This window comes from Enterococcus aquimarinus (assembly GCF_001885765.1).
GTDB lineage: Bacteria > Bacillota > Bacilli > Lactobacillales > Enterococcaceae > Enterococcus_I > Enterococcus_I aquimarinus.
On the sequence record NZ_JXKD01000007.1, the window covers coordinates 70,425 to 95,903 of the forward strand.

Below are 25,479 nucleotides of genomic sequence, written 5' to 3' on the forward strand. Positions count from 1 at the left end.
CAAAAGAAAGCAGGTGATACTACTTGGAAAACAAATTAGATTTAATTGAGCTGTTGGAATTCGTAGATCCAGCAGCTCTCGATTATCAAGAATGGGTTAACGTCGGAATGGCCCTTAAACATGAAGGTTACACCGCTAACGATTGGGAAGAGTGGAGTCAAAAAGATTCTTCTCGTTATCATGATGGCGAGTGTGAGAAAAAATGGAATTCGTTTCAAGGGACAGGTTCTCCAGTCACAGGCGCTACGATTACGCAATTAGCAAAAGAAAATGGGTGGCGTAGCCAATGGGAAGATGCCGACGATTCTTTCTTGGACTGGAACGATAGTTTTATCGCTACTGACGTAAATAAAGGTTACAAATTAATCAATACTGATTGGGTAATGGGTCAAGATATCCATGAGCCAAAGTTTTGGAATCCATCACAACAAATCATTGATTACCTTGAAGCAGTATTTAACCCTGGTGACATCATCGGCTACGTGAATGATGGCTATCTCCACACGAATGGTGAAGTTGAAAAATGGATTCCTAAATCAACGGGAGTTTATACGAAAACTGCAGGTGATATTATCCAAGGGTTACGTAATACCAACGGTGATATTGGGGCCGTGATGGGTGATCCAAATATCAATACAGGAGCTTGGATTCGTTTCAATCCACTTGATGGCGAAGGTGTTAAAAATACCAACGTCACTGAATTTAAATATGCTTTAGTCGAATCAGACAATATGAGCATTGAGCAACAGAATGAAATCATTCGAGAATTGGAATTACCGGTTGTCGCTTTAACCTACAGTGGAAGTAAAAGTTTGCACGCTATCGTAAAAGTAGATGCAGTCAATTATCCGCAGTATCAAGAGCGTGTGGATTACCTTTACAAAATTGTTGAAAAAAATGGTCTGAAAGTGGATAAGCAAAATAAAAATCCATCAAGATTAAGTCGGTTGCCCGGGTTTATGCGTGGAGATAAAAAGCAATTCTTAATTGATACAAATATCGGTAAATCAAGTTGGGAAGAATGGGAAGAATACATCGAAGACATGAACGATAATCTTCCTGATCCAGAAAATCTTTCTGATTTATTCGATAAACCGATTGAGTTAGCTCCCGAATTAATCAAAGGTATGTTACGACAAGGACATAAGATGTTAATCGCTGGTCCATCAAAAGCCGGTAAGTCATTCAGTTTAATTCAACTGGCCATTGCTATTGCTGAAGGTCGTAAGTGGTTCGGTTTTGATTGTGTGAAAGGCAAAGTTTTATACGTCAACTTAGAACTTGATGCCAATTCTGCTAAAATGCGATTCGCTGAAATTTATAACAAATTAGGCCAAGGTCATGCAAATGTACATAATATTGATGTTTGGAATTTACGTGGTAAAACCAGTCCGATGGATAAGTTAGCACCTAAATTAATTAGACGGTCACAAAAAGAAGGATACATTGCAGTAATCATTGACCCAATTTACAAAGTGTTAACAGGTGATGAAAACAGTGCGCATGAGATGGCCAATTTTACAAATCAGTTCGATAAAATCGCAACAGAATTAAATTGTTCAGTGATTTATTGTCATCACCATTCAAAAGGTTCTCAAAGTGGGAAAAATTCAATGGACCGCTCTTCTGGTTCCGGGGTGTTCGCACGAGATCCAGATGCGATTTTAGATTTGATTGAATTACCGATTACTGAAGACAGATACGTGCAACTGGAAAATCAAGCAGTTTGTGATACGTACAACGCTGCAATCAAAACTTATAATCCGACATATAAAGACGTTAGTTCAGATGATACTTTCAGTGTTAAACAAATGAGTTACCACTTAATGAGTGCCATCAAGTCACAGGAAGTTTTAAGTATTATTGAAAACAATCGTAAAAAAGCAGTCGAATTAGCACGACAAGCGAGTGCCTGGAGACTAGAAGGCACGTTGCGAGAGTTCCCGAAAATGAAATCAATCAATGCTTGGTTCAAATATCCGATTCATGTGTTAGATGACTCATTAGGAGATATTTCTTTGGAAGATGATCCGAAAGAAAAATGGAAAAAGGGCGTTCAAAAATCAAACGAGTCACGGTCTGAAAAAGTAAGTAAGGAACTGGAAGAAGCGTTTAATATTTTAGTGGCAGGTGAAACCTCAATTGATGTTGGTCAGGTAGCTGATTATCTAGACATCTCAAAAAGTGCTCTTTACAAACGAATTAAAAAACATGAAAAGTTTGAAGTAGTTGATGGAATAATGACAAAAAAAGAAGATTGATATTCGTGTCTCTCTATTTAGAAAGACATAGCGCTCAATGATAAATAGTGTCCGTGAAATCTAAATAGCAAGACATAGTGTTCCACAACGCTCAAACCCTTGTCTGGCTTGTGTCCCGTTCCCTATGTCTCTCTCCCTTTCAGGGAAAGAGAGACATAAAGGGAAGACGGAGACATGAAGTTGGCGGAAAAAGAAAATAAAAAATGGTCAAAAAATGAAATTAAAATAACACAGGAGTGATCAAAATGAAAAATGATTTAACATCAGCGGAATGGGAAGCGTTAGCTAGCTTCTTACATTTTCTGAATCCATTACTTATTACAAATGTCAGTCCAATGATTTCTACAGACGAAAATAAACAAATAGCACTACTTGCTGAATCCGGAAAAGAAAAGTTCATTAATATAGCGAAATCATTAAATCCTGTTCCTATTGATTGGCCAGATGGACATTATATTAATGGCTACTATGTTAGTAATGTTCCAGATGATGAAAGGTGGGCTGGTGATCTTGATTGAATTTTTTATGCCAATGATTCCACCAGAAACAACGCATCAGCAAAAGAAAGTCCGTGTCGTTTTTGATAAGAAAAAAAATAAACACGTTCCAATTTTTTATGAACCAGAAAGCTTAGCGGCTGCTCGATCTAAATTAACGGCTCATTTGTCAAAGCATGTTCCTCCTGAAAAAGTAACTGGTCCAGTCCGAATGGTAACGAAGTGGATATTTCCATTAATCAATGGTCATCAAAATGGCGATTGGAAATACACTAAACCAGATAACGGTAACATGAATAAATTACTTGAGGATTGCATGGAGGAATTAGGATTCTATAAAAATGATGCGCAAATTTCTAGCTTAATTGTCGAGAAGTTTTGGGGAGAGGTGCCAGGGATTTATATCAAAATAGAGGAGTTGTAAAGTTTTGAGTAAAGAATCAGAAGACTTAAGAGAGTGGTTGATTAATAATTTTGATGCAGTTGAAGATTCAATAAAAAATGAATGTAAAAAGTGGTCAGAAGAACATGGCATTAAAGAATGTAAAACTATTAAATCTAATGAATTAGATATTATCGACGTTGATAATTTGGGTGATAATATTGCAGCAGCTTTGAAAGTAGGATTGTTAAATGTAATTTCAACATATCAAGATGATGGAGTTGATTAGATGGATTACCATGCTTTTTATCAAGATGTCATTAAGTGGATGGATGCCAATAATCAAATAGTCGCTAAATACACGATTCAAGGTGACAACTACTGGAATTGGGTTATTCAGTCGGTTGGCCACATGTGTAATAAGTATGGTAATCATCCACTCGTAATCAAACAGATGGCAATGTTTCTAGATCATCTGGAGACTAGTTACAAAGAAGTTGTGGGGTGATTGAAATTTATGAATGGGTTTGTTCGATAATAGCTATCGATGAAGAATTGTGTGAATTAGAGATTTCACTTGAATTAAATAAAAAAGAATTAAGTCGTTGGGATAGTTATGCCGGAGGTGACTTGGCCAAGCATCAAAACTTCCTGACGACTCTTAGAAAACAAATCAGATTGAAGGAAGTGATTGAAGAATTGACAACTAGACAAGAGGAATTAACAAAGCAGCGAGATGAGATTATTGAATTAATCAGTAAATTTCAAGGACTGGAACAACAAATTTTAAAGATGAAATACATTGATAACTTAACTCTAGAATCAATCGCTACTGAGACTGGTTACAGTTACTCTTACATTAAAAGTAAACATGCGGAGTTGATGCGGATAATACGATTTAACCGAAAGGGTGATTAGTTTATGAAGGATGATTTTTTAGCTCAAATTTGGTCGAATATCGAATACTATAGGAAAGTTAAAGGATTGAAACAGCAAGATATTTATCGATTGGAACGATACGGAAAAGGAATTAGCATTAATAGTTTGATTCAAATTTCTGAAATATTAGATATTCCTGTAATTCTACTTTTTGAATCATACGAATCAAAAGAAATTACACGTGAAGTTGCATGGTCCATTGTCTGCAGTGAATTAAAACTTACTCCAAAAGAAATCATCAACATGAAAATACTTGTTAAAAGCATTGAGAAACTCATCAACAAAAGTAAGAAATAAGTCGCTAAAAAGTATAGTACGTACAGCACCAACATAGTACCGACACCTTGATTTTTATGTGGTATTCTAATATTGTGAAATAATATGAACAGACATTTTCCGTTTTTGGAAGGTGTCTTTTTTAATACCCAAAAGGAGTTGATAGTGTTGACCAGAGCAGACAGACAAGGACCACACCGCGTGGCTTATGATAAGAATCGTAAGAAGATACTGATGACTCAGAATGTCTGTGGTATCTGTGGTAAGCCAGTTGATGTAAAGCTTAAGCCGCCTAATCCATTAGCGCCAACCGTTGACCATATCATTCCAGTAAACAAAGGTGGACATCCAAGTGCAATGGAGAACTTACAACTAGCACACGCCACTTGCAACCGACAGAAGTCTGACAAGCTATTCAATGCAAAGACAAACAAGATTGATGTTAAAACAATAGGCAATCGCAACCTTCCCAAAAGCTTAGATTGGACGTTATACAAGAGTTCGCAGTGAGTAATATAAAACCCTTAGGACATTAAAACAAAGGCGTTAGAGCGAAAGAGATGGGGGGAGGGGAACCCTTGCCTTGTTTTCTCCGTAGTTCATGCCGTCACTGTACATATTTTCTCGCGCGAACGTTTATTATTGAAAGGAGTTGAAAAAATTGAGCGAAAAAGGCATTGAATATCTACGTAAAAAGCTAGAGAAACACAAACCTCGTGTGGATTTACGCTACCAGCATTACGACATCAAGCACCACGAACGGAACATCGGAATCACCATTCCACCAGAAATTCGCAATCGTTATCGGTCGGTTTTGGGGTGGTGTGCAAAAGGTGTCGATAGCTTAGCAGACCGTTTAGTTTTCAGAGAATTTGAAAACGATAATTTTGAAGTAATGGAGATTTTCGAACAAAACAATCCAGACATCTTTTTTGATAGCGTGGTGTTATCAGCAATGATTGCATCGTGTGCCTTTGTTTATATTTCAAGAGGTGATAACGATGAAGTAAGATTACAAGTTGTTGAAGCAAGTAATGCAACGGGTGTCATTGACCCAATCACAGGATTGTTGACAGAAGGTTATGCAGTCTTAAGTCGTGATGAATACGGCAAACCAGAAACAGAAGCGTATTTCTTGCCATATCGAACTGATTTTTATTTTGGTGGCAGTTACGTTAAAAGTATTGAAAGTAATGTCGCCTATCCGTTGCTCGTTCCAGTAGTTCACCGTCCAGATGCGGTTCGTCCGTTTGGGCGTTCGAGAATCACACGTTCCGGAATTTATTATCAAAGCTATGCAAAAAGAACATTAGAGCGTGCAGACATTACCGCGGAATTTTATTCATTCCCACAAAAATATGTCTTGGGTACTGATCCAGACTCAGAACCGCTAGATGGTTGGAAAGCGACAATCTCAACAATGCTCGAATTTACAAAAGGCGATGGCGGTGACAAACCAACAATCGGACAATTCACTACACCATCGATGACACCATTTACAGAGCAACTGAAAACCGCAGCCGCTGGATTTGCCGGAGAAACGGGATTGACATTAGATGATTTAGGATTCGTTTCTGAAAATCCATCAAGCGTTGAAGCTATTAAAGCCAGTCATGAAAACTTACGACTTGCCGGAAGAAAAGCGCAACGAAGTTTAGGTGCTGGCTTGTTAAATGTGGCATATCTATCCGCTTGCTTGCGTGATGATTTTTCTTATTTACGCAGTCAATTCGTTTTGACAAAACCGAAGTGGGAGCCATTGTTCGAAGCTGACGCAAACATGCTAACGATGATTGGCGATGGAGCTATTAAGTTAAATCAAGCAATTCCTGGTTACATTACAGGAGAAACAATTCGAGATTTGACAGGCATTGAAGGCGGTGAATAAAAATGGAACCGGACATTTTACCAGATTTATTAGCTAAAATTCAAAAAGATTTCGATGAACGAACGTACAATAGCGAAACATTAAAAAAAGCCATTCAATCCCTTGCGGGCAAAAAAGCAACATATTTGGACGTCAACGAGTTTGCGATTGAAATTGGTAAGATTTTATCTGAGGTGTTCAAGTTACACGTAAGAGCGGATATTCTTCCGGACGGCAAAATGTATTTTAACATTGCGGATCGTTTGCTTAATGCCACACTCAAAAAAAATCATGAATTAATTACAAGTTTTGGCGTGGACGTGCAAACTTTATTAAATCAAGCGGTTGGTATACGTATCAAAGCACAAGCACCAACAATCAATAAAAACAGGGTGGACGGCTTAGTCAATAAGATAAGCAGTGCACCTATTTTTGACGATGTTAAATGGGTGCTGGAAGAACCAATCATTAATTTTAGCCAAAACGTTGCAGATGCCATGTTGAAATCGAATGTGGAATTTCATGCCGAAGCTGGATTAGACCCGAAAATTAAACGAACCGTTAGCGGTCATAAGCCATGTGATTTTTGTAAGAGATTAGCTGGATTGCATGATTACGATACAGGAAATGGCGATGACATTTACACAAGGCATGAGCGTTGTAGATGCACCATCGAATATATTCCAGAGCGTGGCAAAAGAGAATTAGTTTCATCGTCCAAGTACAAGCAAAACAAAATTGCTGAAAAAGAACGTGAAAAAATTGAAGCTAGGAAGAAGATTGGCATTAAGGAAAAGGAGTGAACATCGTGAAACAAAAATCATTAGTTATTTGGTTATTAAAAGGCGAGACGTTGAAATTTGAATGTGTTGAAAATATCGAAAACAACGACACTGAACTGAAATTCGATTACTTTGGCGTTAGTACACAAGTAAAACGTTCAGCGGTATTCAATCAAATTAACATTGCTGGATTTGCATTGGAACAATAAAAGGAGTGATAAAAATGAATTTTGAAGAAGTATTACCATTATTAAAACAAGGAAAAAAAGCGTTAAGAAGCGGTTGGAATGGCAAAGGAATGTTCGTTGTGCGGCAAAAGGGTTATCCAGAAGGGATTAAATGCAACAAGCAAACAGCGGAAGCGTGGAATCTCAACGAGGGCGATTTATTTAAAGTTCATCCATATTTGCAAATCAAAAACGCCGATGGAACTCATGCAATGTGGGTGCCTAGCATCGGCGATATTTTTGCAGAGGATTGGGAAATCGTAGAATAAAAGGAGTGAACATCATGGAAAACATTAACCGCAATGATGCACTCAAATTTTTCGAAAGCATGACAGAAAAAGAACAAAACAAAGCAATTCGCTACCTACAAAAAATCATTAAAAAACCGCCTGATTGCGATTCACAAAAATCACAGGAGGTGGCGTCCAATGAAAAAAGTCCCGCTTAATCATGTATTGCTAATGTTTTATAACATAGCTTACAAACTTCAAAAATTGGAGGAGCAAGAAGGGAAGTGATCCATCATCTCGCAACTATGCGTTAAATAGTGCAGGAGGTTGGAGGAGGTAGTTTATGACTGTTAAAAAAAGATTTGGCAATCAAACTCCTACTCAATCCATCATATTGCCCTACACAAAAACGGCGTATCAAGAAGCAATTGACATCTACCACAAAACCGGTTTAAAAAGCTACGATTGGCAAGCTAATTTGGTTGCATCGGTCATGGCGATTGATGATGAAGGTTTGTGGGTCCATCAGAAATTTGGTTTTTCCATCCCACGCCGAAACGGTAAAACAGAAATTGTTTACATCGTGGAGCTTTGGGCTTTGGAGCATGGGTTAAACGTTTTGCACACCGCCCATCGAATAAGCACGTCTCACTCGTCATTTGAAAAGATGAAAAAATACCTTGAGAAAATGGGGTACAAAGAAGGCACTGATTTTAATTCCATCAAGGCAAAAGGTCAAGAACGTTTAGAGCTTTACAAGACTGGTGGGGTTATCCAATTCAGAACCCGAACATCAAGCGGTGGGTTAGGTGAAGGATTTGACTTACTGATTATCGACGAGGCGCAAGAGTACACCACGGAACAAGAATCAGCGTTGAAATACACCGTTACCGATAGTAATAACCCGATGACAATCATGTGTGGAACGCCACCAACGCCCGTTTCAAGCGGAACTGTTTTTGCGAATTATCGTGAAAGTGTGTTGTTTGGACAATCGAAGTATTCCGGCTGGGCTGAATGGTCCGTTAACGAAATGACGGATATTAACGATGTTGAAGCGTGGTATAACTCGAATCCATCGATGGGCTATCACCTCAACGAACGCAAAATCGAAGCGGAACTTGGGGAAGATGAGTTAGACCACAACGTGCAGCGGTTGGGTTATTGGCCTAAGTACAATCAAAAATCAGCCATCAGCGAAAAAGAGTGGCTAGATTTGAAGGTCAATGCTTTACCAGTCTTAACAGGTCCATTACACGTTGGGATTAAATACGGTAATGACGGTTCCAATGTTGCGATGAGTATCGCGGTCAAAACGTTATCTGGAAAAGTATTTGTCGAGACGATGGATTGTTTATCAGTCAGAAAAGGGAATCAGTGGATTATCAATTTCTTGCGTGATGCCAATGTTGCGAACGTCGCAATTGATGGGGCAAGCGGTCAAAACTTACTAGCTTCTGAAATGTCGGAATTTAGACTCAAAGCACCGACTCTACCAACCGTGAAAGAAATCATTACGGCAAACAATATGTGGGAGCAAGGAATTTACCAAAAAAACATTTGTCATGCGGATCAACCATCGTTAACAACCGTTGTAACAAATTGCGAAAAACGCAATATCGGTTCTGGTGGCGGATTTGGCTATCGGTCACAATTTGACGATATGGACATTAGTTTGATGGATAGTGCGTTATTAGCCTATTGGTCGTGTAGCAGTGTTAAACCGAAGAAAAAACAACAAGTTAGGTATTAAACGATTCTATTTTTTAGAGTCGTTTTTTTAATACAAAAAATTACCGTACTGCCGGGCAAAGCAGGGGAGAGGGAGATTTATATGTCATTCAAAACAATTGAAACACAAGAGGAACTGGACCGTATTATCCAGGATAGAATCGCACGGGAACGTGATAAGTTTGCAGACTACGATGAGTTAAAAACAAAGGTTACAGACTACGAAACGCAAGTGGCAACGTTGCAAAAAGCGATTGACGAATCGAACACAACCATCAAGTCACACGATGACACAGTAGCCGAATTAAATTCAAAAATTGCAAGTTATGAAACTTCAAGTTTGCGTACAAGAATCGCCATCCAAAACGGATTACCGCTTGATTTAGCGGAACGATTAGTTGGAAACGATGAAGAAAGCATTAAAGCCGATGCTGAACGTTTAGCGTCTTTTGTCACTAAACCAAAAGCGCCGTCAGCACCACTAAAAGATTTAGAACCGCCTTTAGGCGATGACAAAGAAGATGCATACAAATCATTACTAAAAAACTTAAACATTGAAGGAGAGTAAAATATTATGACAACATTATCAAGAGGGAATTTATTTGATCCAACATTAGTAACAGACTTAGTAAACAAAGTAACTGGGAAGAGTTCTTTAGCCCGTTTATCAACTCAAAAAGCGATTCCGTTCAACGGCGAAAAAGAGTTCACATTTACCATGGATTCTGAAATTGATGTCGTTGCTGAAAACGGCAAAAAAACACACGGTGGGATTTCATTAGCTCCACGAAGAATTGTTCCATTAAAAATCGAGTATGGCGCACGTGTTTCTGACGAATTTATGTATGCTGCAGCAGAAGAAAAAATCGCGATTTTAAAAGCCTTTAACGATGGGTTTGCGAAGAAGGTTGCGCGCGGTATTGATTTAATGGCTTTTCACGGCGTTAATCCACGAACAGCTGCACCATCTACTGTAATTGGTAATAATAACTTTGATAGCGCAGTAACGCAAAAAGTTCCGATGGCCAAAGGGATGGCAAATCCAAATGATGCTGTTGAAACGGCAATCGCTATGGTTGGTGGTGCTGATGGGGATATCACAGGAATGGCAATCAATCCATCATTCCGTTCGGCTTTATCTCAACAAAAAGACCAACAAGGGAATCCAATGTTCCCAGAATTATCTTGGGGTAATGCACCAGCTACAATCAAAGGATTAGCGGTGGACGTTAATAAGACCGTTTCTGACATGACTGAAAATGGCGATCGCGCGATTGTTGGGAATTTTGCAGAGTCATTCAAATGGGGATATGCAAAAAATGTACCTTTTGAAATTATTGAATTTGGGGATCCTGATAATTCGGGGTTTGACTTAAAAGGATACAACCAAGTCTACTTGCGTTCTGAAATGTACTTAGGTTGGGCTATCTTAGAGCCAACTCACTTTGCGATTATCACCGAATCCGCAGAATAAGAAAGGGGACTATAAAATGCGATACATTAATACTAAAACAGGGGCTGTCATTGACAGTCCTTTTAATATCAGTGGCGGAGATTGGAAACTTAGCGAAGACATCGATAATAAAATTGATGAAACAAAAGTAAAAGAGTCTCCAAAAATCGAAGTGGAAAAAGAAGTTCCCGCTGATGATCCATTAGAAAATGATGCCCAATTTAAAAACATCAACATCGAACAAATCAAACAAGAATTAGATGCTTTTGGCGTGAAGTATGACCCGAAAGCCAAAAAGAAAGAATTATATGATTTAATGCTCGCACAAGGGAAGTGATGAAATGCAACCTTTTGCAACGGTCGAAGAATTGCAGATGTTATGGCGTGAGTTAAAAAATTCCGAATTGGAAAGGGCAATGAAATTGCTTGAAGTCGTGTCCGATACGCTACGAGTTGAAGCAAACCGGACGGGTAAAAACATTGACAATATGATGTTGGAAAATCCGTCTTATACCAACGTGGTTAAATCTGTCACAGTCGATGTGGTCGCACGTACGTTGATGACGTCCACAGACCAAGAGCCAATGACTCAATATTCTGAAGGCGCACTCGGCTATCAAGTTTCCGGGTCCTATTTGGTGCCCGGCGGTGGTTTGTTTATCAAAAATGCCGAACTAGCCCGATTAGGTCTTAGACGGCAACGGATTGGGGGGCTTGATTTTTATGGCGAAACTGAAAGGAATCACAGTTACTTTAGTTGATACCGTGGAAGTTGGGCGTGATCCGTTTAACAATCCGATTTACGAAGAACAAGAAATCGAAGTCGAAGATGTTTTAGTCGCCCCAACGTCATCTGATGATGTTGTCAACGAAATGAGTCTGTCCGGTCGCAAAGCCGTTTACACTTTAGCAATTCCTAAAGGCGACATGCATGACTGGGAAGAAAAAGAAGTCTTGTTTTTTGGTAAACGTTGGAAAGCTTTTGGAATCCCACTCGAAGGAATGGACCACCTTATCCCGTTAAAATGGAATAAGAAAGTGATGGTGGAACGTTATGAGTAGTAAAGTAAAGGTGAAATTAAATCGGTCGGGCGTTAGAAGTTTGTTGCGCTCGTCCGAAATGCAAGAAATGCTATCTGAACGTGCCAAAGAAATTCAACAGCGTGCGGGCGACGGCTACGAACAAGATGTTTTCGTGGGAACCAATCGGGCAAACGCCATGGTGAGTGCCGCAACGTATCAAGCAAAATCGGATAACATGAAAAATAATACATTGCTCAAGGCGGTGAAATGATGATTGAGATTGTCATTATGGACCACTTAAAAATTCATTTAGATAGCAAGATTGGTGTTGGTCTCGAACGTCCAACAACCACACCAGATTCATTTATTATTTTTGAAAAAACGAGTAGCGGAGAGGACAATCAAATCCATTCCGCTACTTTTGCGTTTCAATCCTACTCAAAAAAATCACTGTATGAAGCAGCGAAATTAAACGAGGATTTGAAAGCAATCATCAAAAAAATGGATGAATTACCAAGTATTTTAAGTGTGAAATTAAACACTGATTACAATTTTACAGATACAAGTACCAAAGAATATCGCTATCAAGCCGTATTCGATTTTAAATATTAGGAGGGTTTATATTATGTCAAAAGCAGATGCAAAAAATGTATCAACCGCAAAACCAAAGGTGGGCGGAGCGATTTTTACGGCACCACTTGGAACGACTTTACCAACCGATGCGACAACCGCGTTAAACGTGGCTTTTAAGGGTTTAGGCTACGTGTCAGAAGACGGCCTTACAAACAGCAATAGTGTATCAACCGAAACTATCAAAGCATGGGGTGGTCAAGTCGTTGATGTCGTGGAAACAGAAAAAGAAGATACGTTTAAATACAAATTAATCGAATCATTAAACGTGGAAGTGTTGAAAGAAGTGTACGGACCAGATAATGTAACCGGAACGCTTGAAACAGGGATTGAAATTAAATCCAATAGCAAAGAACTTGAAGCGCATGTTTTAGTTGTAGATATGGTCTTAAAGAATGATACGTTTAAACGGATTGTTATTCCGAACGCTAAAGTTTCAGAAGTCGGGGAAATTTCTTATCTTAAAGGCGAGGCAATTGGATACGAAACGACTATCACGGCCATTATGGATGCAGACGAAAATACGCATTACGAATATATTAAACAAGTTGTTGCTGGAGGTGGCGATTAATGTTGCAAGGGAAAACAAAATCAGGTTTTGAATTTACACTAGACGAAGAACGTCTTGACAACTACGAACTACTCGAAGCTTTAGGAGAATTAGAAGAAAATGTTTATCAGTTGCCGAGAATCATCAAACTTCTTTTGGGCAAAGAACAAGAAAAAGCGTTGAAAGAACACTTGAAAACCGAAAAAGGGATTGTTCCTTCAAAAATAATGGAAGCCGAATTGAAAGAAATTTTCGAGTCAGTTCCAACTTTAAATTTAAAAAACTCATAACCCTCTCTAGGATGATAGCAATCGACGAGGACGCACTGATTTGTGACCTTGCTGAAATTTATCACATATACGACTATAAACAGTTACCTCCCTCGAAGGTAGCTGTTTTTTCGATTGGTTTGAAAGAAGAGTCCAGAATCAAGATGGCCATGAGCAACCAAAGAGTGCCACTCAATACGTTGTTGCTTGCTGGAATCAGTGATCACTTGGCAACGGCGAATTGGCTGAATTCAAAAGAAGGCCAAGAAGGTACTAATAGACCAGAATCAATCTTGATGAAATTATTGGAAATCGAACCAGCAGAAAAAGAAAATGTAGCATTTGAATCTGGAGAGGATTTTGAAAGGACAAGAAATGAAATGCTCGAAGAAATGAAAAGAGGTGAGAATTAATGGCTACTGAAATCGCACAAGCATACGTCCAGATACTACCATCAGCAAGAGGATTTTCCGATGCAATTAAAGGAGAGATTGATCCCGGAGCCGAAGCGGCCGGAAAAAGTGCCGGTTCAAAAATAGGTACTGGAATTAAACTTGCAGCAGCAGCCGCAGTTGCAGCCGCTGGAGTGGCGCTCGGCAAAGTCATCTCATCTTCTTTAGCTGAGGGCGCGAATTTACAACAATCCATTGGCGGTATCGAGACACTTTTTAAAGGCAGTGCCAATAAAGTTATCGATTATGCAAACATTGCTTACAAAACGGCAGGGTTATCAGCTAACGATTACATGGAAAGCGTGACTGGATTTAGTGCTAGTTTACTCCAATCAATGGGCGGAGATACGGCTAAAGCAGCCGAAACAGCCAACATGGCTTTAATCGATATGTCCGATAATGCGAATAAGATGGGTTCAAGCATGGAGAGTATTCAAAATGCTTATCAAGGATTCGCGAAACAAAACTACACCATGCTCGACAACTTAAAACTTGGGTACGGAGGAACTAAAGAAGAAATGGGTCGCTTACTAGCCGACGCTACAAAATTAACTGGTGTGGAATATGACATCAGTAATTTAGCGGACGTTTACGACGCAATCCATGCGGTACAGCAAGAACTCGGAATTACTGGAACAACGGCTAAAGAATCAGCGGAAACATTCAGTGGATCACTAGCATCAATGAAAGCTTCATTTTCTAACGTGTTAGGCGGTCTTTCACTTGGTCAAGATATTCAACCGGCTTTAAATGCGTTAGCAGACACCACCGCAACATTCTTTTTCGGCAACTTTATCCCAATGGTAAAAAATATCTTACAAGCATTACCTGGCGCAATCGTCACATTCTTTCAAGCGGCCGCTCCACAATTTATTGCTGGAGGTAAAGCGTTGCTTGAAAGTTTAGGTGTCGGAATCGGCGAAGGGACTTCTGGAATATTTGCAAAAGTCCAAGGAGTAGTTCAACCGATTTTGTCATCTTTTAAAACGGCATTTGGTCAATTGCCAGCATTGTTTCAAACGGTGGTTGGTGCAGTAACGCCGATCATCGGGTCCATAGCGACGGCTTTTACAAAATTAGACTTTAGCGGAATCGCTGCAGTCATTTCAAAAATTATTCCAGCGGTGACCAACGGTTTTAGTGTCATGATGGCTATCGTTAGCCCGGCGATTGATACCGTGATTAATTCCGTCGTCAATTTGTGGAATACCTTGCAACCTTTGCTATCAATTTTAGCTGATGCTTTGATGCCAGTTTTTCAAGTGGTCGGGGCGTTCTTAGGTGGCGTGTTTAAAGGTGTATTGCTTGGACTATCCTCAACATTTGACACAGTGACTACTGTCATTAGTTATCTCACGCCAGTCGTGGCTTGGTTAGTTGATGCGTTTAAAGCATGCGTTCCAGCGCTCACAAAAGTCGCGGAGTGGGTCGGACTTGTCATTGGTTATTTTGGTAACTTAGGTGGAGCCGGTACCTCACTCAAATCGCTATTAACAAGCGCTTGGACTAACATCAAATCTATGATTTCGATTGCTGGTGCTGGAATTGGCTCAGTGATCAATGTGATTAAGTCCATTTTCAGTAGTTTGGGTAGTTCGGGTGGTGTGCTTAAAAATATCTTATCCGTGGCATGGAACGGCATTAAATCAGCGATTTCGCTTGTCGGTTCTGGGATTTCAGCCATCATAAGTGGAATCAAATCTGTATTTTCCGGACTTGGTAGCTCCGGTGGAATTTTAAGAAATACATTAAGCGGTGCTTGGAATGGCATCAAATCCGTAATATCCGCAGTCGGAAACGGCATAAAAAGTGTTATCAACGCTATCAAATCAGTGTTTAGCAGTTTAGGCAGTGCAGGGAATTCCGTGCGTTCCGCTATTTCATCCGCTTTTAATGGCATGAGAAGTGTCGTTTCAAGCGTAGCTGGAAGCATCAGCGGAATCATCGGGAATATCAAAAATGTATTTTCAAGCCTTAGAAATATCAATATTTCGGGTGCGGGTTCCGCGATTATGAATGGGTTCCTGGGCGGATTGAAATCAGCTTACAGCGGAGTACAAAACTTTGTCAGTGGTATCGCTGGTTGGATTAAGAACAACAAAGGCCCAATCGAATACGATAGAAAGCTATTGATCCCGGCAGGTAATGCCATTATGGAAGGTTTCGATTATGCTTTAATCGATAAGTTTAAAGACGTACAAAAAACAGTTGGTGGGATGACAGGTGCTTTGTTTGATGCGGTTAGCGTAAATACACCAACGCTAGAAGCAACAAGTAACGTCGTGTCCGGAATGACAGTTAATCAAGCGCGGTCACAAGAGTTAAGTAGCAATAACAATGACGTGTTGCAATTGCTACGAGAATTAAAAAACCTAACAATCGTGTTAGATGATGGCACTGTTGTTGGAAAATTAGGTCCACAATTTAATCAATATTTTGGTAACGAGGCAACTTTAGATAGGAGGTATGGCAGATGAGCGGATTTAGCATAAACGGTAAACATATTAATGACGTGTTCCCGACTTTAAAATTGGTTGAACGCTCTACGCCACCTCCTAACGAATTGCCGATTAAAGAATCAGTTGTAGGTATGCAAGGCGATTATGATTTCACGATTGCTTTGTTTGGCGAAAGGTTATTCGATAACCGAGAATTGACCTATGTGTTTAATGGGAAAGAAACAAACGAAATCATGAGGAATATGAATCGTAGAATGTTAGAAAATTGGTTGCTAAGTGGTAGCTATATGCCGTTGTACGATGATAAAGAACCTTTTTATTATTACTTGGCAAGGTGCGTTAGTGTGACGCTGGGGAATGACAACGGGATAGCAAAAACACCGTACACTATCAAATTTGACGCGTATCCATTTAAGATTAAAATCGCCGAAGAAAATTCGTTGAAGTGGGATGATTATGACATTACGGATTATTATCAACCACATATTTTTTCAATTAGTGGTTCAAAAATTATGAAAATCATGAACATTGGCAGTGCAGGCGTTGCACCAAAAATCACACTAAACGCTCCAATGACAATTCAAAAAAATAATCTTGTTTTTAATCTATCGGCAGGATCATACACCGTTGATGATTTTCGCTTTGAAGTTGGTATGAACACTTTTACAGTGACCGGAAATGGAACGATTGCCTTTGAATGGCGTAAGGAAGTGATTTGATATGTATCGCGTGACAATCCACAGCGGAATAAATGATGTTAACGGCACAGTGATTCATTCGCCTTACGTCAGCGGTCAAAAATTAACAGCTGGAAGTATCAAGCAAGTTATTGATGGTATTGACTCCATGAGTTTTGAAATTAATTTGCGTAATGCTGGGTGGGGTGTCATTAAACCGTTAACCACACTCATCAAAGTGATAAACGTTAAAACGGGAATCGTTGAGTTTGATGGCCGTATTTTAAAACCAAAACAAAGTATGTCAAGTGGTGGGGATTTCGCAACGCAGTACGATTGCGAATCTGTCTTAGCTTATCTTTTGGACTCGTCTCAACGTCATGGCGAATATCGCAATATGACAATCGCCCAATTTTTACAAGTGATTTTAAATAATCACAATGCACAAGTCGAGTCTCACAAACGGTTTAAACTTGGGCAAGTGACGGTCACAAACTCAACGGATAACGTTTATCGCTATCTGGGTTACGAAAATACGTATGACACCATCAAAGATAAGTTGTTAAATCGATTGGGTGGTTACCTGGTCGTGAGACGAGAATCAGACGGCCTGTACCTCGATTACTTAGCTGAGATTGGCAAAACGTCTGCTACTGAAATTAAATTGAGGCGAAATTTAAAAGATATGTCAAGAGAGATTGACCCAACTGAGGTTGTCACAAGATTGGTGCCCTTAGGTGCTGAAATTCAAAGCGAGGACGAAACAGCCACTGATGCAAGTAAGGCTAGAGTTAACATCAAATCTGTTAACAATAATCTCGATTATCTTGACGATGTTAGATTGATTGCAGAATTTGGGATTATTGAAAAGTCGGTTGTCTTTAATGATGTCAATCAACCCAATATTTTAAAAACACGTGGACAACAATATTTAACCGCTCAAAAAACCGCACGTAATAGTTTCGATTTAACTTTTTTAGATTTGAGCTTAAATAACTTAGATCCCGAAAGTGTCAATCGTGGCGACAAGTACAACGTGTATAATCCGATTTTCGGAATCAACGAAACACTGCAAGTTATCCAAAAAGAAATTAACATTGTCAATCCGCTTGATGTCAAAGCGAATTTTGGCGATAAGTTTAAGACGTTGACCCAATATCAAAACGAATTGAATAAAGGAATGAGCCGATACGAGGATTTAGAAAAGTCGGTGTCCAATCAAATTCAAACGATTGGTGCTTTGAAAACTCAGATAGATAACGTATCACAAAGCGTTGCTGATATTAATACAGAAATTAACGAGTCGGATATTCCGGGGTTAGTCGAAGCTATCGCGGATTTAAACGATGTTGTGGATCAGTTAAATATTGCCATTGGGAATATTCCAAACTATACACCAGCAACACAAACAAAAGACGGCTTGATGTCCTCGATTGATAAAACGAAATTAGATGAAATTCAACTTGCAACAGGCACCACTAACGGACTATTGGCCAAAGAGGATAAGCAAAAATTAAACCGAATTACCGCAAACACTAGTATCGATTTAGACCAATTTATGTTGGACTTTTTAGCGTTAAAAGAAGTCGTTGAAAATATGCAACCACAGGAGTGATAGAAATTGACAGAATCAACAAGTGAGTACAAAAAACGAATTGAAGAAATAAAGCAAAGTATTGAAAATGAGCCTTATATGGCGAAAATGCGTGAAGATATCGCAGAAGGAATTTCCAAAACAGGGATTAGACAAGCTACTGTCGAAGAACAATTTCAAGCCGTCATAGACGAAACAACAGGCAAAGACGTGATTAGCGCTCCAGAAGTTATTGTGGCACGTGATGGGGCGCAGACGCTTGGGGAGAGGCTGGATAGCGAGAAGGCTGAGGTTAGCGCGCAATTGGCACAAAAGGCGAGCAAAGACGAACTGAACGCACTAGGTGAATTGAAGTTTTCTGGCGAATATAACACTTTATCAGATTTGCAGAACGCTTATCCGACAGGTTCGGAAGGTGTCTTTCTAGTTATTGCTGACGGCTTTGTCTACCGTTGGGATGGAAGCACATGGATTCAAACGGTCAAATTCCAAAGTGACGGAATCGCGGATAACTCGGTAACACCGGACAAGGTTTACAAAGATGCTGTATCTGTACTGAGTGAAGATTTATCCGAAGGCAATCTTATAGTTGGGAAGTATGTCATTAATGGTGGGGAGAATACTTATCAAGAAGGAATATTGCATGGCGTGACTGATTATATACCAGTGTATGCAGGTGAAACTATTAAATATTGGGCATATACTACAAGGAGTAATGATATTGGCGCTCTTTATGATGTAGACAAGGTATATACGGAACTATTAAACCCTCCTGATACAGCGCCGGGCGATGCTGAAATAATTATACCGTCAGATGGTTTTATTCGAGTTAACTTCAATAATGGTCAACTTGACCAATTTTATGTGAGACGAGTAATCGATTCGTTTGCACTAGAATGGCTAGAATTGAAGAAGAGTAATTTTTCTAATTATTCAGTTGAATTATCCGTCTTGGCACAAGAAGTGCTAGATGAAATAAATAAACCAGCAGACACTTTGGCTGATGGTGTTGTCACTTTACCTAAATTATCTCAGTCGGTTCTTGATTTTATAGCGCAACCAACGTCAGACCCATATAATCCTTTTGATGATTTAACATCAACTTTTGTTGGCGACAGTATTACGCAAGGCGTTGGAACAACATCAATCGAAAAAAGGTACTCACGGGTAATTGCTGCAACTCTATCAATGGCGACACCGCAAACACTAGGCACAAGTGGTTCAACGATTGCTAAAAGAGTCGATGAAACAATTAAATCTTTTGTGACAAGAGTGTGCGATGAAAATCAGATTACATCCGGACAAGATTTTATTTTCAATTTTGGCGGATTAAACGATTTTGCAAATGATATTCCTTTAACTAGTATGAACGAGTCATTGGAGTATTATGTGACAAATGGTTCGTGGAATGAATATGAGTTTTTTGGTTCTTTGCATCGGATTATTACGTATATCAGAGATAACCACCCATTGTCTAACTTAATCTTTATAACTCCAATACATTACGAAAAGGAAAACAACCATCCAAATCAAACGCAAGGGTTGAAGCTACTTGATTATGTTAAAGCAATACGCGAAGTGTGTGAGTATTATGGTGTACCAATCATTGATTTGTTCGCAGATTTGCCTTTAGATCCTAAAAATGCAACACACAAAGCGGTGTATACAAGAGGTGGAAATGGAGAACCGGACGGTACACATCCAAGTGATGCTGGGAACGATTTGATTGCCCGAAAGGTAATTAACTATCTTAAGTACCAATATGTTATAACTAGTTGAAGCAAACTGTGCGATAAAACGAAATATGGTAACGAAAGTAAAAGAGTGGCGCACGCGTTGCTCTTTAATTCAGGAGGGTAGCTATGCACTTAATAAAAGAATGGTGGTTTCTAATCGCCTTTACCATCGGCATATTTGGCGGACTATACAAAATGTCGCAAACACTAAATGAGACACTGTTAAAATTAAAATTCGAAATCACACGATTAAGCGAGAGTTTAACAGACTCGAAAAATGACCGCGTGAGGTTGCATTCACGTATTGACGACACGGAAAAAGAAATTGATGGGCATGAGACGCGCATTGCAGTGCTTGAGGATTGGCGAAGTGAAAGAGTTGGCAAAAGCTAGCTCTTTTTTTAATACGAAAAAACAGGAGGCTTTAACATGAATGAAATTTTAATAGCAACACCAATTATCGGAGCAGTAATTTTGGCATCTACACAAATGATTAAACAAGTGGTGAGAGATAATAAATGGTTGCCAATCGTCAATGTTTTGGTGGGTATCGGCATTGGCGTTGTTTACGCGTTAACTATCGTTAATGGCGAAGTGGCGGTTTATGCTTGGGCGGGTGCTATTAGCGGACTTGGTGCCGGTGGGTTTTACGACTTGCAAGCAAATATTAAAGGGTTAAACAACCAGCGCAAGTCTACCAATTTAATTGAGCAAGGCAAAGGCGAACAGGACGCACAAGGAGGCGAATAACATGGCTACTCACTTGATTGTATACGGTCACGGCGCTGGGGATCCTGGCGCTGTTGGCAATGGAACAAATGAGCGTGATTTCAACCGCAAAGTATTACATCCTCATATTAAAAAGTGGGCGGATAAATCAAAGCATACTTTTGCGTTTTACGACATCACAGGCAACAAAGACTTGTACAAAGACACTGCAAACGGTTGGGGCATATACGGCATGACAGCGAAGCGGTATGCCTCGATTACTGAAATCCATGAAGACGCAGCAAGTTCTAGCGCCACCGGTGGGCACGTTATCATTAATAAGGCTTTTAAGCCCGATAGCAACGACTTAGGCTTGGCTGGTATAATCAATCGAATTGTTGGTTGGTGGGGGAGCGCTAAGAGTTCTAAGGGCATTAGCTACCGCGACAATCTATTAAACCTAAACGTGTGCAAGATTAGAGGTATTAATTACCGCTTGATGGAGTTAGGCTTTATCACTAACAAGAGCGACATGGACAAGATCAAAGCAAACCTGGATGCATGCGCGCGTGGTATTATCGAGGGTATCACAGGAGAAACATTAACAGTGACAGTCACGCCACCGGCTAACTCTTTTAACATCAAAAACTATCACACTACGAAGTTCGCGATGATTAAGTTAATCAAAGACGATTACGCCTATAAAGAGGTATCATTAAAAACTAAAGTCGGTGCTATCGTCAAGAAAGGCACAGTCCTGACAGTAGTAGGCATTGAGTACAGCGGACAATATCCGCGCTTTAAGCTTAAATCAGGCTTGTATATTACTACTCGTAAAGATACAGTCGAGGAGTACAAACAACCTGTTGCAACAGGTTATCCACTACGTAAAGTAGGCGATACGGTCACGGTTAAAAAGACAGCAACAAGCTATCAGACAGGTCAAAAAATGGCTAGTTTTGTCAAAGGTAGCAAGTACAAAATTAAGCAAGTTAAAAACGTGAGTCAATCAAACTCTAAACGCGCTTACTTATTGGATAATATTGATAGTTGGGTGTTAGAGCAAGACGTACAATAAAAAAAGCCGGTCGTCCTTAATTGGATTGACCGGCTTTTTTACTTTGTTCACTCATTTAGAATTCTATTCTTTATTTTCTCATAGTCTGAGTTACCAGTTCCATATTTTGACATAAATTCATCAAATTCTAAAATCTCTACAAGAGTGGATTTATCCATAGGAGCTACTACTTCGAATTCATTGAATCCACCATTATGAAATTCAGATATATTTATGCCTTTTAAAGGCTTTATTACAATAACGAAGCCTCGAAGATTTTTTCTGGAGAAATAGTTTGAACCTATTACGTCGGGTGTATTAGTAAAGGATAACCAATTATTTGTCCATCTAATTTTATCAATCGCTAAACTATCCTCCCATTTTTGATAATACACACGGAAAATCTCTTCATAGTTTTCTCCCATGTCATCAAACGTTTCGAGTTCAGGCTTCTCTAAGCCGCCTTCATGAACTCGATAAAGTAAAGTCCCTTCTGGGATTCTTAATTCTTTTTCATTCTCATATATCAATTCCCAAAATTCATCCGTTTTATCAAGTTTTTCCCTTCCGGAGGTCCTCATTGAATGTTTCTTCCACTTTAAAATAATATCTACCGGATTCATATTATCACCTCATTATTATTATTGTTAATAAGACTATATCAAGAATTATTACGAAAATCTCGAAATGTTCTAAAATGATATATTGTTTTTCTTACGCATAACTCTTTGCCATCACACAAAACTTGCGCACAACAAGCTGGTTCCTACTATTATATTTCCCGCACACAACTAATTCCGAATCTTCCTCCACCTGGTACAAAAAATTAAGACTATGTCTCGCAATCAAACAACTAACGCCATCAACACTAAAACGGACAAGAGGGGACTCTGATAGTTTTAACACTTTAATTTTGCTAACAGTACCTTTGATTGTATGCATTGGATCACTCCTCAATATTTTTGCACTTCGATAAATTCAAACATCGTAATCTTATTTTCTTCGCTGCGTTTAAAAACAAATGCGATATCATGGCCAACGAGTGTTTTATTCTTCGGGACTCTAAAATAATCAATACCATTTTTGTACATTAATTTTAGTAAGTCGTTCTCGATGAAGCAAACTGGTGTATTGGATTTTACGTAGTGATAGTATTCGTCGGTAAATCGATTATACGACTCGCCATATTTAAATAAGAGTTTTCGGCCATCAACAACAACTCCAAATAAATCATCAGACATAAAATCACCTCTTTTTTAATTACATTATACGAACGTTCGTTCGATTCGTAAAGGCGAACAAGAGATTAAATATAAAAAAACGATCATCCATTTAGGACAATCGTAGTTTTGCAATTAAGCTTATTTAAAATTTTCTAACCAATCTTGTGTCTCTTGCAGTAACGCTTTAACACTAACGCGATAAATTTTGCAGCCATTAGATCTCATTTCTTCCCGTTCTTCTTTCGGAAAATCTGTCAAAACATACCAATCAATAATAGGGCAGTAGTCGTCTAAGAAAAAATCAGGATCTCTCACAATAAAAACATCTGTATCCATCATAAATATTTTTAATTTGAGATACTGATCAATCCAGTCGGTAGTTTCGGAATATTCCCATTTGTAAAAAAATAAATTCTTTTCATCGTTAGTTAGATCCATCGAATTAACTCCTTCATCTATAATTAGATAGAGCATATCATAAAATAGAGTAAAGCACATCCAATATTAGAGTGTTCTATATACACAGAAAACTACTTGGCCGTCGAAGCATAAAAGCATTTCGCGCGTTTATCAAACAGCGTAGAGTGCTTTCGGAATTCTAGTTTTGTTCCCGATTTAAGTCTTAATGATTTATAATTAATTTTTTTGTTATTTTATAAAACTATATAAAAGTGGGGAAATATTGGGGAATTTAACGACAACATTCAACTATATCCAAACATCAATAATATGTTATAATATAGTAGGAAACTTATTATTCATCATTCAACTATAACAAAACATGTTGAAATAGCCGTAAACAGCGGTTCTCATGTGTCTGAATAAATAAAATAATACGTCAAAACCTAAGAGGAAGAATCTTAGGTTTTTTTTTGAGCAATTCACAGCTTTCAAAAGCACGAAAAGTGGCTGGATTTGCCCATATATCGGAATCATTTCCGTTATTTTCTGAGATTTTCTAGTGTTATCTTGTTTCCATTCACAGTATAATGAAACTAAGAAAGGACCGGTGGAAAAAATGGAGCAAATTCGGATTATCCATACGAATGATCTGCATTCTCACTTAGATAAATGGCCCAAAATCCGCCGTTTTATAAAAGAGCGCCAACAACCGGCTGAGAATGAAAGTATTATAACCGTTGATTTAGGTGATTTCGCGGATCGTTGGCATCCATTAACGGAAGCAAGTGATGGAAAAGAAAATATCGTTTTAATGAACCAAGTCGACTATGATTATGTCACGATTGGTAATAATGAAGGTACTGGAAATAGTAAAGTACAACTGGACGGTTTGTATGAGGATGCTCAATTTGAGGTTCTTTTAGCAAATCTCTTTGATAAATCAACGTTGCAACGACCAAAGTGGGTAAAACCCTATGCGATCAAGACGACCCCCGAGGGAATAAAAGTGGGAATCATTGCATTGACAGCCTATTTTCCACTAACATACGAACCAAATGGCTGGGATATTCGTACTTGGCAAGAAATTCTTCCCCATTTAGTGGCGACTTTACGACCACAAGTCGACGTTTTAGTCTTACTGAGTCACCTTGGAATTGAAGAGGATCGAGTCATCGCCCAAGAATGTTCGGAACTGGATGTGATTATCGGTTCGCATACGCATCATCTTTTTCAAAAAGGAGAGCGGATGAATGGCGTGCTCGTCGCAGCTGCCGGAAAATTTGGGTTATACGTGGGAGAAGTCGTGATTCAACTGGCGCAACAAAACGGTGTCCGAACAATCACGCACAAAGAAGCGCGCACCTTTGAAACGGATCAAATGTTAAGTTTCCCCGAAGATCAAGCGGAGATTGACAGTTATGTTAAGAAAGGTCAAGCGGCGTTACGTGCATCAGTGGTCACAACAATTGAACAACCGTTACCCATCAAGCAAGCCGATGGTCCAAATCTCATCGATGAAGCACTGGAAGCGTTGAAATTCCGAGCGAAAACAGAAGTGGCACTTTTAAACACCGGGTTATTTTTACGTCCCTTACAAGCAGGGGTTGTGACGCAAGAAGACTTGCATCAACTCTTGCCGCATCCGATGCATCTCGTTCGCGTGACATTAACCGGGCAGGAGATGATCCGCTTTGTGAAAGAAATCGAAAAAAATCGCAGCTTTTTACGCCGATTTCCGATTGTGGGAATGGGATTTCGAGGCAAAATTTTTGGCGATATCGTAATGGCGGGCATTCATTATGATGAGATAAATGATACGGTATTATGGCAAGGCAAAGCACTTGAAGAAGCGCAAGAATATACTTTTGCGACGGTTGATCATTGGGTCTTTATTCCTTTTTTCCCGACTTTAGAAATTGCTGGGGAAATTGAATTCTTATTTCCTGAATTTATTCGGACGGTATTAGGGAATTATTTAAACCGGAAGAATCAAATATGCGAGTGAGATAGATCTTCTGCAGAACTACCCAAGGAATCAAAAACAAGGTATAATA

The 25,479-nt window shown here is 39.1% G+C and carries 34 protein-coding genes and 2 pseudogenes; 33 read left to right on the forward strand and 3 right to left on the reverse strand.

The annotated features are described in order from the left end of the window. Positions 1-23: 23 nt before the first annotated feature. The 32 genes and pseudogenes from RU93_RS06545 to RU93_RS12255 all read left to right on the forward strand — a co-directional run. The gene (locus RU93_RS06545; RefSeq protein WP_071874810.1) at positions 24-2,261 is read left to right on the forward strand and encodes an AAA family ATPase; all 2,238 of its coding nucleotides are present in this window, start codon (positions 24-26) and stop codon (positions 2,259-2,261) included. A 245-nt stretch (positions 2,262-2,506) separates the two neighbouring features. Then, positions 2,507-2,779 carry a hypothetical protein gene (locus tag RU93_RS06550; RefSeq protein ID WP_071874811.1) on the forward strand — a complete coding sequence of 91 codons (273 nt, stop codon included), beginning with the start codon at positions 2,507-2,509 and terminating at the stop codon, positions 2,777-2,779. Beyond that, positions 2,772-3,182: a RusA family crossover junction endodeoxyribonuclease gene (locus RU93_RS06555; protein ID WP_071874812.1), complete on the forward strand. Its 411-nt coding sequence runs from the start codon at positions 2,772-2,774 to the stop codon at positions 3,180-3,182. The genes RU93_RS06550 and RU93_RS06555 overlap by 8 nt, the downstream gene beginning before the upstream one ends. Before the next feature lie 4 nt (positions 3,183-3,186). Beyond that, positions 3,187-3,429, forward strand: coding sequence for a hypothetical protein (locus RU93_RS06560; protein WP_071874813.1), 243 nt, complete (start codon positions 3,187-3,189; stop codon positions 3,427-3,429). Further along, positions 3,430-3,648 carry a hypothetical protein gene (locus tag RU93_RS06565; RefSeq protein ID WP_071874814.1) on the forward strand — a complete coding sequence of 73 codons (219 nt, stop codon included), beginning with the start codon at positions 3,430-3,432 and terminating at the stop codon, positions 3,646-3,648. After that, complete coding sequence (locus RU93_RS06570; protein WP_211272568.1) at positions 3,645-4,058, forward strand: sigma-70 RNA polymerase sigma factor region 4 domain-containing protein; 414 nt, start codon at positions 3,645-3,647, stop codon at positions 4,056-4,058. Before RU93_RS06565 ends, RU93_RS06570 begins: the two co-directional genes overlap by 4 nt. A gap of 3 nt (positions 4,059-4,061) precedes the next feature. Next, a complete protein-coding gene (locus tag RU93_RS06575) occupies positions 4,062-4,376 on the forward strand; it encodes a hypothetical protein (RefSeq protein ID WP_071874815.1) in 315 nt (104 codons plus the stop codon). A 147-nt stretch (positions 4,377-4,523) separates the two neighbouring features. After that, a complete protein-coding gene (locus RU93_RS06580) occupies positions 4,524-4,865 on the forward strand; it encodes an HNH endonuclease (RefSeq protein WP_010050491.1) in 342 nt (113 codons plus the stop codon). A 151-nt stretch (positions 4,866-5,016) separates the two neighbouring features. After that, on the forward strand, positions 5,017-6,243 hold the full coding sequence (locus tag RU93_RS06585) for a phage portal protein (protein WP_071874816.1): 1,227 nt from the start codon (positions 5,017-5,019) through the stop codon (positions 6,241-6,243). 2 nt (positions 6,244-6,245) lie between these two features. After that, the gene (locus RU93_RS06590) at positions 6,246-7,025 is read left to right on the forward strand and encodes a hypothetical protein (RefSeq protein WP_071874817.1); all 780 of its coding nucleotides are present in this window, start codon (positions 6,246-6,248) and stop codon (positions 7,023-7,025) included. A 5-nt stretch (positions 7,026-7,030) separates the two neighbouring features. Next, a complete protein-coding gene (locus tag RU93_RS06595) occupies positions 7,031-7,213 on the forward strand; it encodes a hypothetical protein (RefSeq protein WP_084131248.1) in 183 nt (60 codons plus the stop codon). Positions 7,214-7,227: 14 nt separating this feature from the next. Beyond that, positions 7,228-7,500 carry a DUF2829 domain-containing protein gene (locus RU93_RS06600; RefSeq protein WP_071874818.1) on the forward strand — a complete coding sequence of 91 codons (273 nt, stop codon included), beginning with the start codon at positions 7,228-7,230 and terminating at the stop codon, positions 7,498-7,500. A 14-nt stretch (positions 7,501-7,514) separates the two neighbouring features. Beyond that, entirely contained in the window at positions 7,515-7,679 is a 165-nt protein-coding gene (locus tag RU93_RS12085; protein WP_169818098.1) for a hypothetical protein, read from the forward strand. Between the two features lie 125 nt (positions 7,680-7,804). Then, positions 7,805-9,214: a DEAD/DEAH box helicase family protein gene (locus RU93_RS06605; RefSeq protein WP_071874819.1), complete on the forward strand. Its 1,410-nt coding sequence runs from the start codon at positions 7,805-7,807 to the stop codon at positions 9,212-9,214. 81 nt (positions 9,215-9,295) lie between these two features. Beyond that, the gene (locus RU93_RS06610) at positions 9,296-9,760 is read left to right on the forward strand and encodes a capsid assembly scaffolding protein Gp46 family protein (protein WP_071874820.1); all 465 of its coding nucleotides are present in this window, start codon (positions 9,296-9,298) and stop codon (positions 9,758-9,760) included. A gap of 6 nt (positions 9,761-9,766) precedes the next feature. Continuing rightward, a complete protein-coding gene (locus RU93_RS06615) occupies positions 9,767-10,666 on the forward strand; it encodes a phage major capsid protein (protein ID WP_071874821.1) in 900 nt (299 codons plus the stop codon). A 16-nt stretch (positions 10,667-10,682) separates the two neighbouring features. Continuing rightward, positions 10,683-10,982 carry a hypothetical protein gene (locus tag RU93_RS06620; protein WP_071874822.1) on the forward strand — a complete coding sequence of 100 codons (300 nt, stop codon included), beginning with the start codon at positions 10,683-10,685 and terminating at the stop codon, positions 10,980-10,982. Between the two features lie 4 nt (positions 10,983-10,986). Continuing rightward, positions 10,987-11,406 carry a phage Gp19/Gp15/Gp42 family protein gene (locus tag RU93_RS06625; protein ID WP_071874823.1) on the forward strand — a complete coding sequence of 140 codons (420 nt, stop codon included), beginning with the start codon at positions 10,987-10,989 and terminating at the stop codon, positions 11,404-11,406. Further along, positions 11,369-11,707 (forward strand): hypothetical protein, encoded by a 339-nt coding sequence (locus RU93_RS06630; protein WP_071874824.1) that lies wholly within the window; start codon positions 11,369-11,371, stop codon positions 11,705-11,707. Before RU93_RS06625 ends, RU93_RS06630 begins: the two co-directional genes overlap by 38 nt. Continuing rightward, positions 11,700-11,939: a hypothetical protein gene (locus RU93_RS06635; RefSeq protein WP_010050511.1), complete on the forward strand. Its 240-nt coding sequence runs from the start codon at positions 11,700-11,702 to the stop codon at positions 11,937-11,939. Before RU93_RS06630 ends, RU93_RS06635 begins: the two co-directional genes overlap by 8 nt. Further along, complete coding sequence (locus RU93_RS06640) at positions 11,939-12,280, forward strand: hypothetical protein (protein WP_071874825.1); 342 nt, start codon at positions 11,939-11,941, stop codon at positions 12,278-12,280. Before RU93_RS06635 ends, RU93_RS06640 begins: the two co-directional genes overlap by 1 nt. Positions 12,281-12,293: 13 nt before the next feature. Then, entirely contained in the window at positions 12,294-12,869 is a 576-nt protein-coding gene (locus RU93_RS06645) for a phage tail tube protein (RefSeq protein WP_071874826.1), read from the forward strand. After that, the gene (locus RU93_RS06650) at positions 12,869-13,138 is read left to right on the forward strand and encodes a hypothetical protein (RefSeq protein WP_071874827.1); all 270 of its coding nucleotides are present in this window, start codon (positions 12,869-12,871) and stop codon (positions 13,136-13,138) included. The genes RU93_RS06645 and RU93_RS06650 overlap by 1 nt, the downstream gene beginning before the upstream one ends. 11 nt (positions 13,139-13,149) lie before the next feature. Continuing rightward, a complete protein-coding gene (locus RU93_RS06655; RefSeq protein ID WP_071874828.1) occupies positions 13,150-13,530 on the forward strand; it encodes a DUF5361 domain-containing protein in 381 nt (126 codons plus the stop codon). Beyond that, on the forward strand, positions 13,530-16,046 hold the full coding sequence (locus tag RU93_RS06660) for a phage tail protein (protein ID WP_071874829.1): 2,517 nt from the start codon (positions 13,530-13,532) through the stop codon (positions 16,044-16,046). Before RU93_RS06655 ends, RU93_RS06660 begins: the two co-directional genes overlap by 1 nt. After that, complete coding sequence (locus RU93_RS06665; protein WP_071874830.1) at positions 16,043-16,747, forward strand: hypothetical protein; 705 nt, start codon at positions 16,043-16,045, stop codon at positions 16,745-16,747. Before RU93_RS06660 ends, RU93_RS06665 begins: the two co-directional genes overlap by 4 nt. Before the next feature lies 1 nt (position 16,748). Next, the gene (locus RU93_RS06670; RefSeq protein ID WP_071874831.1) at positions 16,749-18,320 is read left to right on the forward strand and encodes a phage tail spike protein; all 1,572 of its coding nucleotides are present in this window, start codon (positions 16,749-16,751) and stop codon (positions 18,318-18,320) included. 6 nt (positions 18,321-18,326) lie between these two features. Further along, complete coding sequence (locus tag RU93_RS06675; RefSeq protein ID WP_071874832.1) at positions 18,327-20,078, forward strand: SGNH/GDSL hydrolase family protein; 1,752 nt, start codon at positions 18,327-18,329, stop codon at positions 20,076-20,078. A gap of 83 nt (positions 20,079-20,161) precedes the next feature. Next, the gene (locus RU93_RS06680; protein ID WP_071874833.1) at positions 20,162-20,428 is read left to right on the forward strand and encodes a hypothetical protein; all 267 of its coding nucleotides are present in this window, start codon (positions 20,162-20,164) and stop codon (positions 20,426-20,428) included. 36 nt (positions 20,429-20,464) lie between these two features. Then, the gene (locus RU93_RS06685) at positions 20,465-20,785 is read left to right on the forward strand and encodes a holin (RefSeq protein WP_071874834.1); all 321 of its coding nucleotides are present in this window, start codon (positions 20,465-20,467) and stop codon (positions 20,783-20,785) included. A gap of 1 nt (position 20,786) precedes the next feature. Beyond that, a pseudogene (locus tag RU93_RS06690) lies at positions 20,787-21,578 on the forward strand (N-acetylmuramoyl-L-alanine amidase); the annotation flags it as partial. Positions 21,579-21,629: 51 nt separating this feature from the next. After that, positions 21,630-21,818 (forward strand): annotated as a pseudogene (locus RU93_RS12255) (N-acetylmuramoyl-L-alanine amidase); the annotation flags it as partial. Between the two features lie 50 nt (positions 21,819-21,868). Here RU93_RS12255 and RU93_RS06695 read toward each other — a convergent pair. From RU93_RS06695 to RU93_RS06710, 3 genes are all read right to left on the reverse strand, one after another. Beyond that, a complete protein-coding gene (locus RU93_RS06695) occupies positions 21,869-22,423 on the reverse strand; it encodes a hypothetical protein (protein WP_071874836.1) in 555 nt (184 codons plus the stop codon). 330 nt (positions 22,424-22,753) lie between these two features. Further along, positions 22,754-23,041: a DUF5960 family protein gene (locus RU93_RS06705; RefSeq protein WP_071874838.1), complete on the reverse strand. Its 288-nt coding sequence runs from the start codon at positions 23,039-23,041 to the stop codon at positions 22,754-22,756. Between the two features lie 120 nt (positions 23,042-23,161). Continuing rightward, positions 23,162-23,461 carry a hypothetical protein gene (locus RU93_RS06710; protein ID WP_071874839.1) on the reverse strand — a complete coding sequence of 100 codons (300 nt, stop codon included), beginning with the start codon at positions 23,459-23,461 and terminating at the stop codon, positions 23,162-23,164. A 580-nt stretch (positions 23,462-24,041) separates the two neighbouring features. Between RU93_RS06710 and RU93_RS06715 the strand changes: the two genes are divergently transcribed. Continuing rightward, a complete protein-coding gene (locus RU93_RS06715) occupies positions 24,042-25,430 on the forward strand; it encodes a bifunctional metallophosphatase/5'-nucleotidase (protein WP_071874854.1) in 1,389 nt (462 codons plus the stop codon). Positions 25,431-25,479: the final 49 nt, after the last annotated feature.

Bases quoted from the DNA above. Each gene is read 5' to 3' on its own strand.
- RU93_RS06665 (WP_071874830.1), top strand. From the start codon at position 16,043: ATGAGCGGATTTAGCATAAACGGTAAACATATTAATGACGTGTTCCCG.
- RU93_RS06605 (WP_071874819.1), top strand. From the start codon at position 7,805: ATGACTGTTAAAAAAAGATTTGGCAATCAAACTCCTACTCAATCCATC.
- RU93_RS06635 (WP_010050511.1), top strand. From the start codon at position 11,700: ATGAGTAGTAAAGTAAAGGTGAAATTAAATCGGTCGGGCGTTAGAAGT.
- RU93_RS06640 (WP_071874825.1), top strand. From the start codon at position 11,939: ATGATTGAGATTGTCATTATGGACCACTTAAAAATTCATTTAGATAGC.
- RU93_RS06590 (WP_071874817.1), top strand. From the start codon at position 6,246: ATGGAACCGGACATTTTACCAGATTTATTAGCTAAAATTCAAAAAGAT.
- RU93_RS06600 (WP_071874818.1), top strand. From the start codon at position 7,228: ATGAATTTTGAAGAAGTATTACCATTATTAAAACAAGGAAAAAAAGCG.
- RU93_RS06710 (WP_071874839.1), bottom strand. From the start codon at position 23,461: ATGGATCTAACTAACGATGAAAAGAATTTATTTTTTTACAAATGGGAA.
- RU93_RS06685 (WP_071874834.1), top strand. From the start codon at position 20,465: ATGAATGAAATTTTAATAGCAACACCAATTATCGGAGCAGTAATTTTG.
- RU93_RS06630 (WP_071874824.1), top strand. From the start codon at position 11,369: ATGGCGAAACTGAAAGGAATCACAGTTACTTTAGTTGATACCGTGGAA.
- RU93_RS06625 (WP_071874823.1), top strand. From the start codon at position 10,987: ATGCAACCTTTTGCAACGGTCGAAGAATTGCAGATGTTATGGCGTGAG.
- RU93_RS06680 (WP_071874833.1), top strand. From the start codon at position 20,162: ATGCACTTAATAAAAGAATGGTGGTTTCTAATCGCCTTTACCATCGGC.
- RU93_RS06645 (WP_071874826.1), top strand. From the start codon at position 12,294: ATGTCAAAAGCAGATGCAAAAAATGTATCAACCGCAAAACCAAAGGTG.
- RU93_RS06565 (WP_071874814.1), top strand. From the start codon at position 3,430: ATGGATTACCATGCTTTTTATCAAGATGTCATTAAGTGGATGGATGCC.
- RU93_RS06575 (WP_071874815.1), top strand. From the start codon at position 4,062: ATGAAGGATGATTTTTTAGCTCAAATTTGGTCGAATATCGAATACTAT.
- RU93_RS06715 (WP_071874854.1), top strand. From the start codon at position 24,042: ATGGAGCAAATTCGGATTATCCATACGAATGATCTGCATTCTCACTTA.
- RU93_RS06695 (WP_071874836.1), bottom strand. From the start codon at position 22,423: ATGAATCCGGTAGATATTATTTTAAAGTGGAAGAAACATTCAATGAGG.
- RU93_RS12085 (WP_169818098.1), top strand. From the start codon at position 7,515: ATGGAAAACATTAACCGCAATGATGCACTCAAATTTTTCGAAAGCATG.
- RU93_RS06655 (WP_071874828.1), top strand. From the start codon at position 13,150: ATGATAGCAATCGACGAGGACGCACTGATTTGTGACCTTGCTGAAATT.
- RU93_RS06660 (WP_071874829.1), top strand. From the start codon at position 13,530: ATGGCTACTGAAATCGCACAAGCATACGTCCAGATACTACCATCAGCA.
- RU93_RS06610 (WP_071874820.1), top strand. From the start codon at position 9,296: ATGTCATTCAAAACAATTGAAACACAAGAGGAACTGGACCGTATTATC.
- RU93_RS06550 (WP_071874811.1), top strand. From the start codon at position 2,507: ATGAAAAATGATTTAACATCAGCGGAATGGGAAGCGTTAGCTAGCTTC.
- RU93_RS06705 (WP_071874838.1), bottom strand. From the start codon at position 23,041: ATGTCTGATGATTTATTTGGAGTTGTTGTTGATGGCCGAAAACTCTTA.
- RU93_RS06620 (WP_071874822.1), top strand. From the start codon at position 10,683: ATGCGATACATTAATACTAAAACAGGGGCTGTCATTGACAGTCCTTTT.
- RU93_RS06615 (WP_071874821.1), top strand. From the start codon at position 9,767: ATGACAACATTATCAAGAGGGAATTTATTTGATCCAACATTAGTAACA.
- RU93_RS06650 (WP_071874827.1), top strand. From the start codon at position 12,869: ATGTTGCAAGGGAAAACAAAATCAGGTTTTGAATTTACACTAGACGAA.
- RU93_RS06670 (WP_071874831.1), top strand. From the start codon at position 16,749: ATGTATCGCGTGACAATCCACAGCGGAATAAATGATGTTAACGGCACA.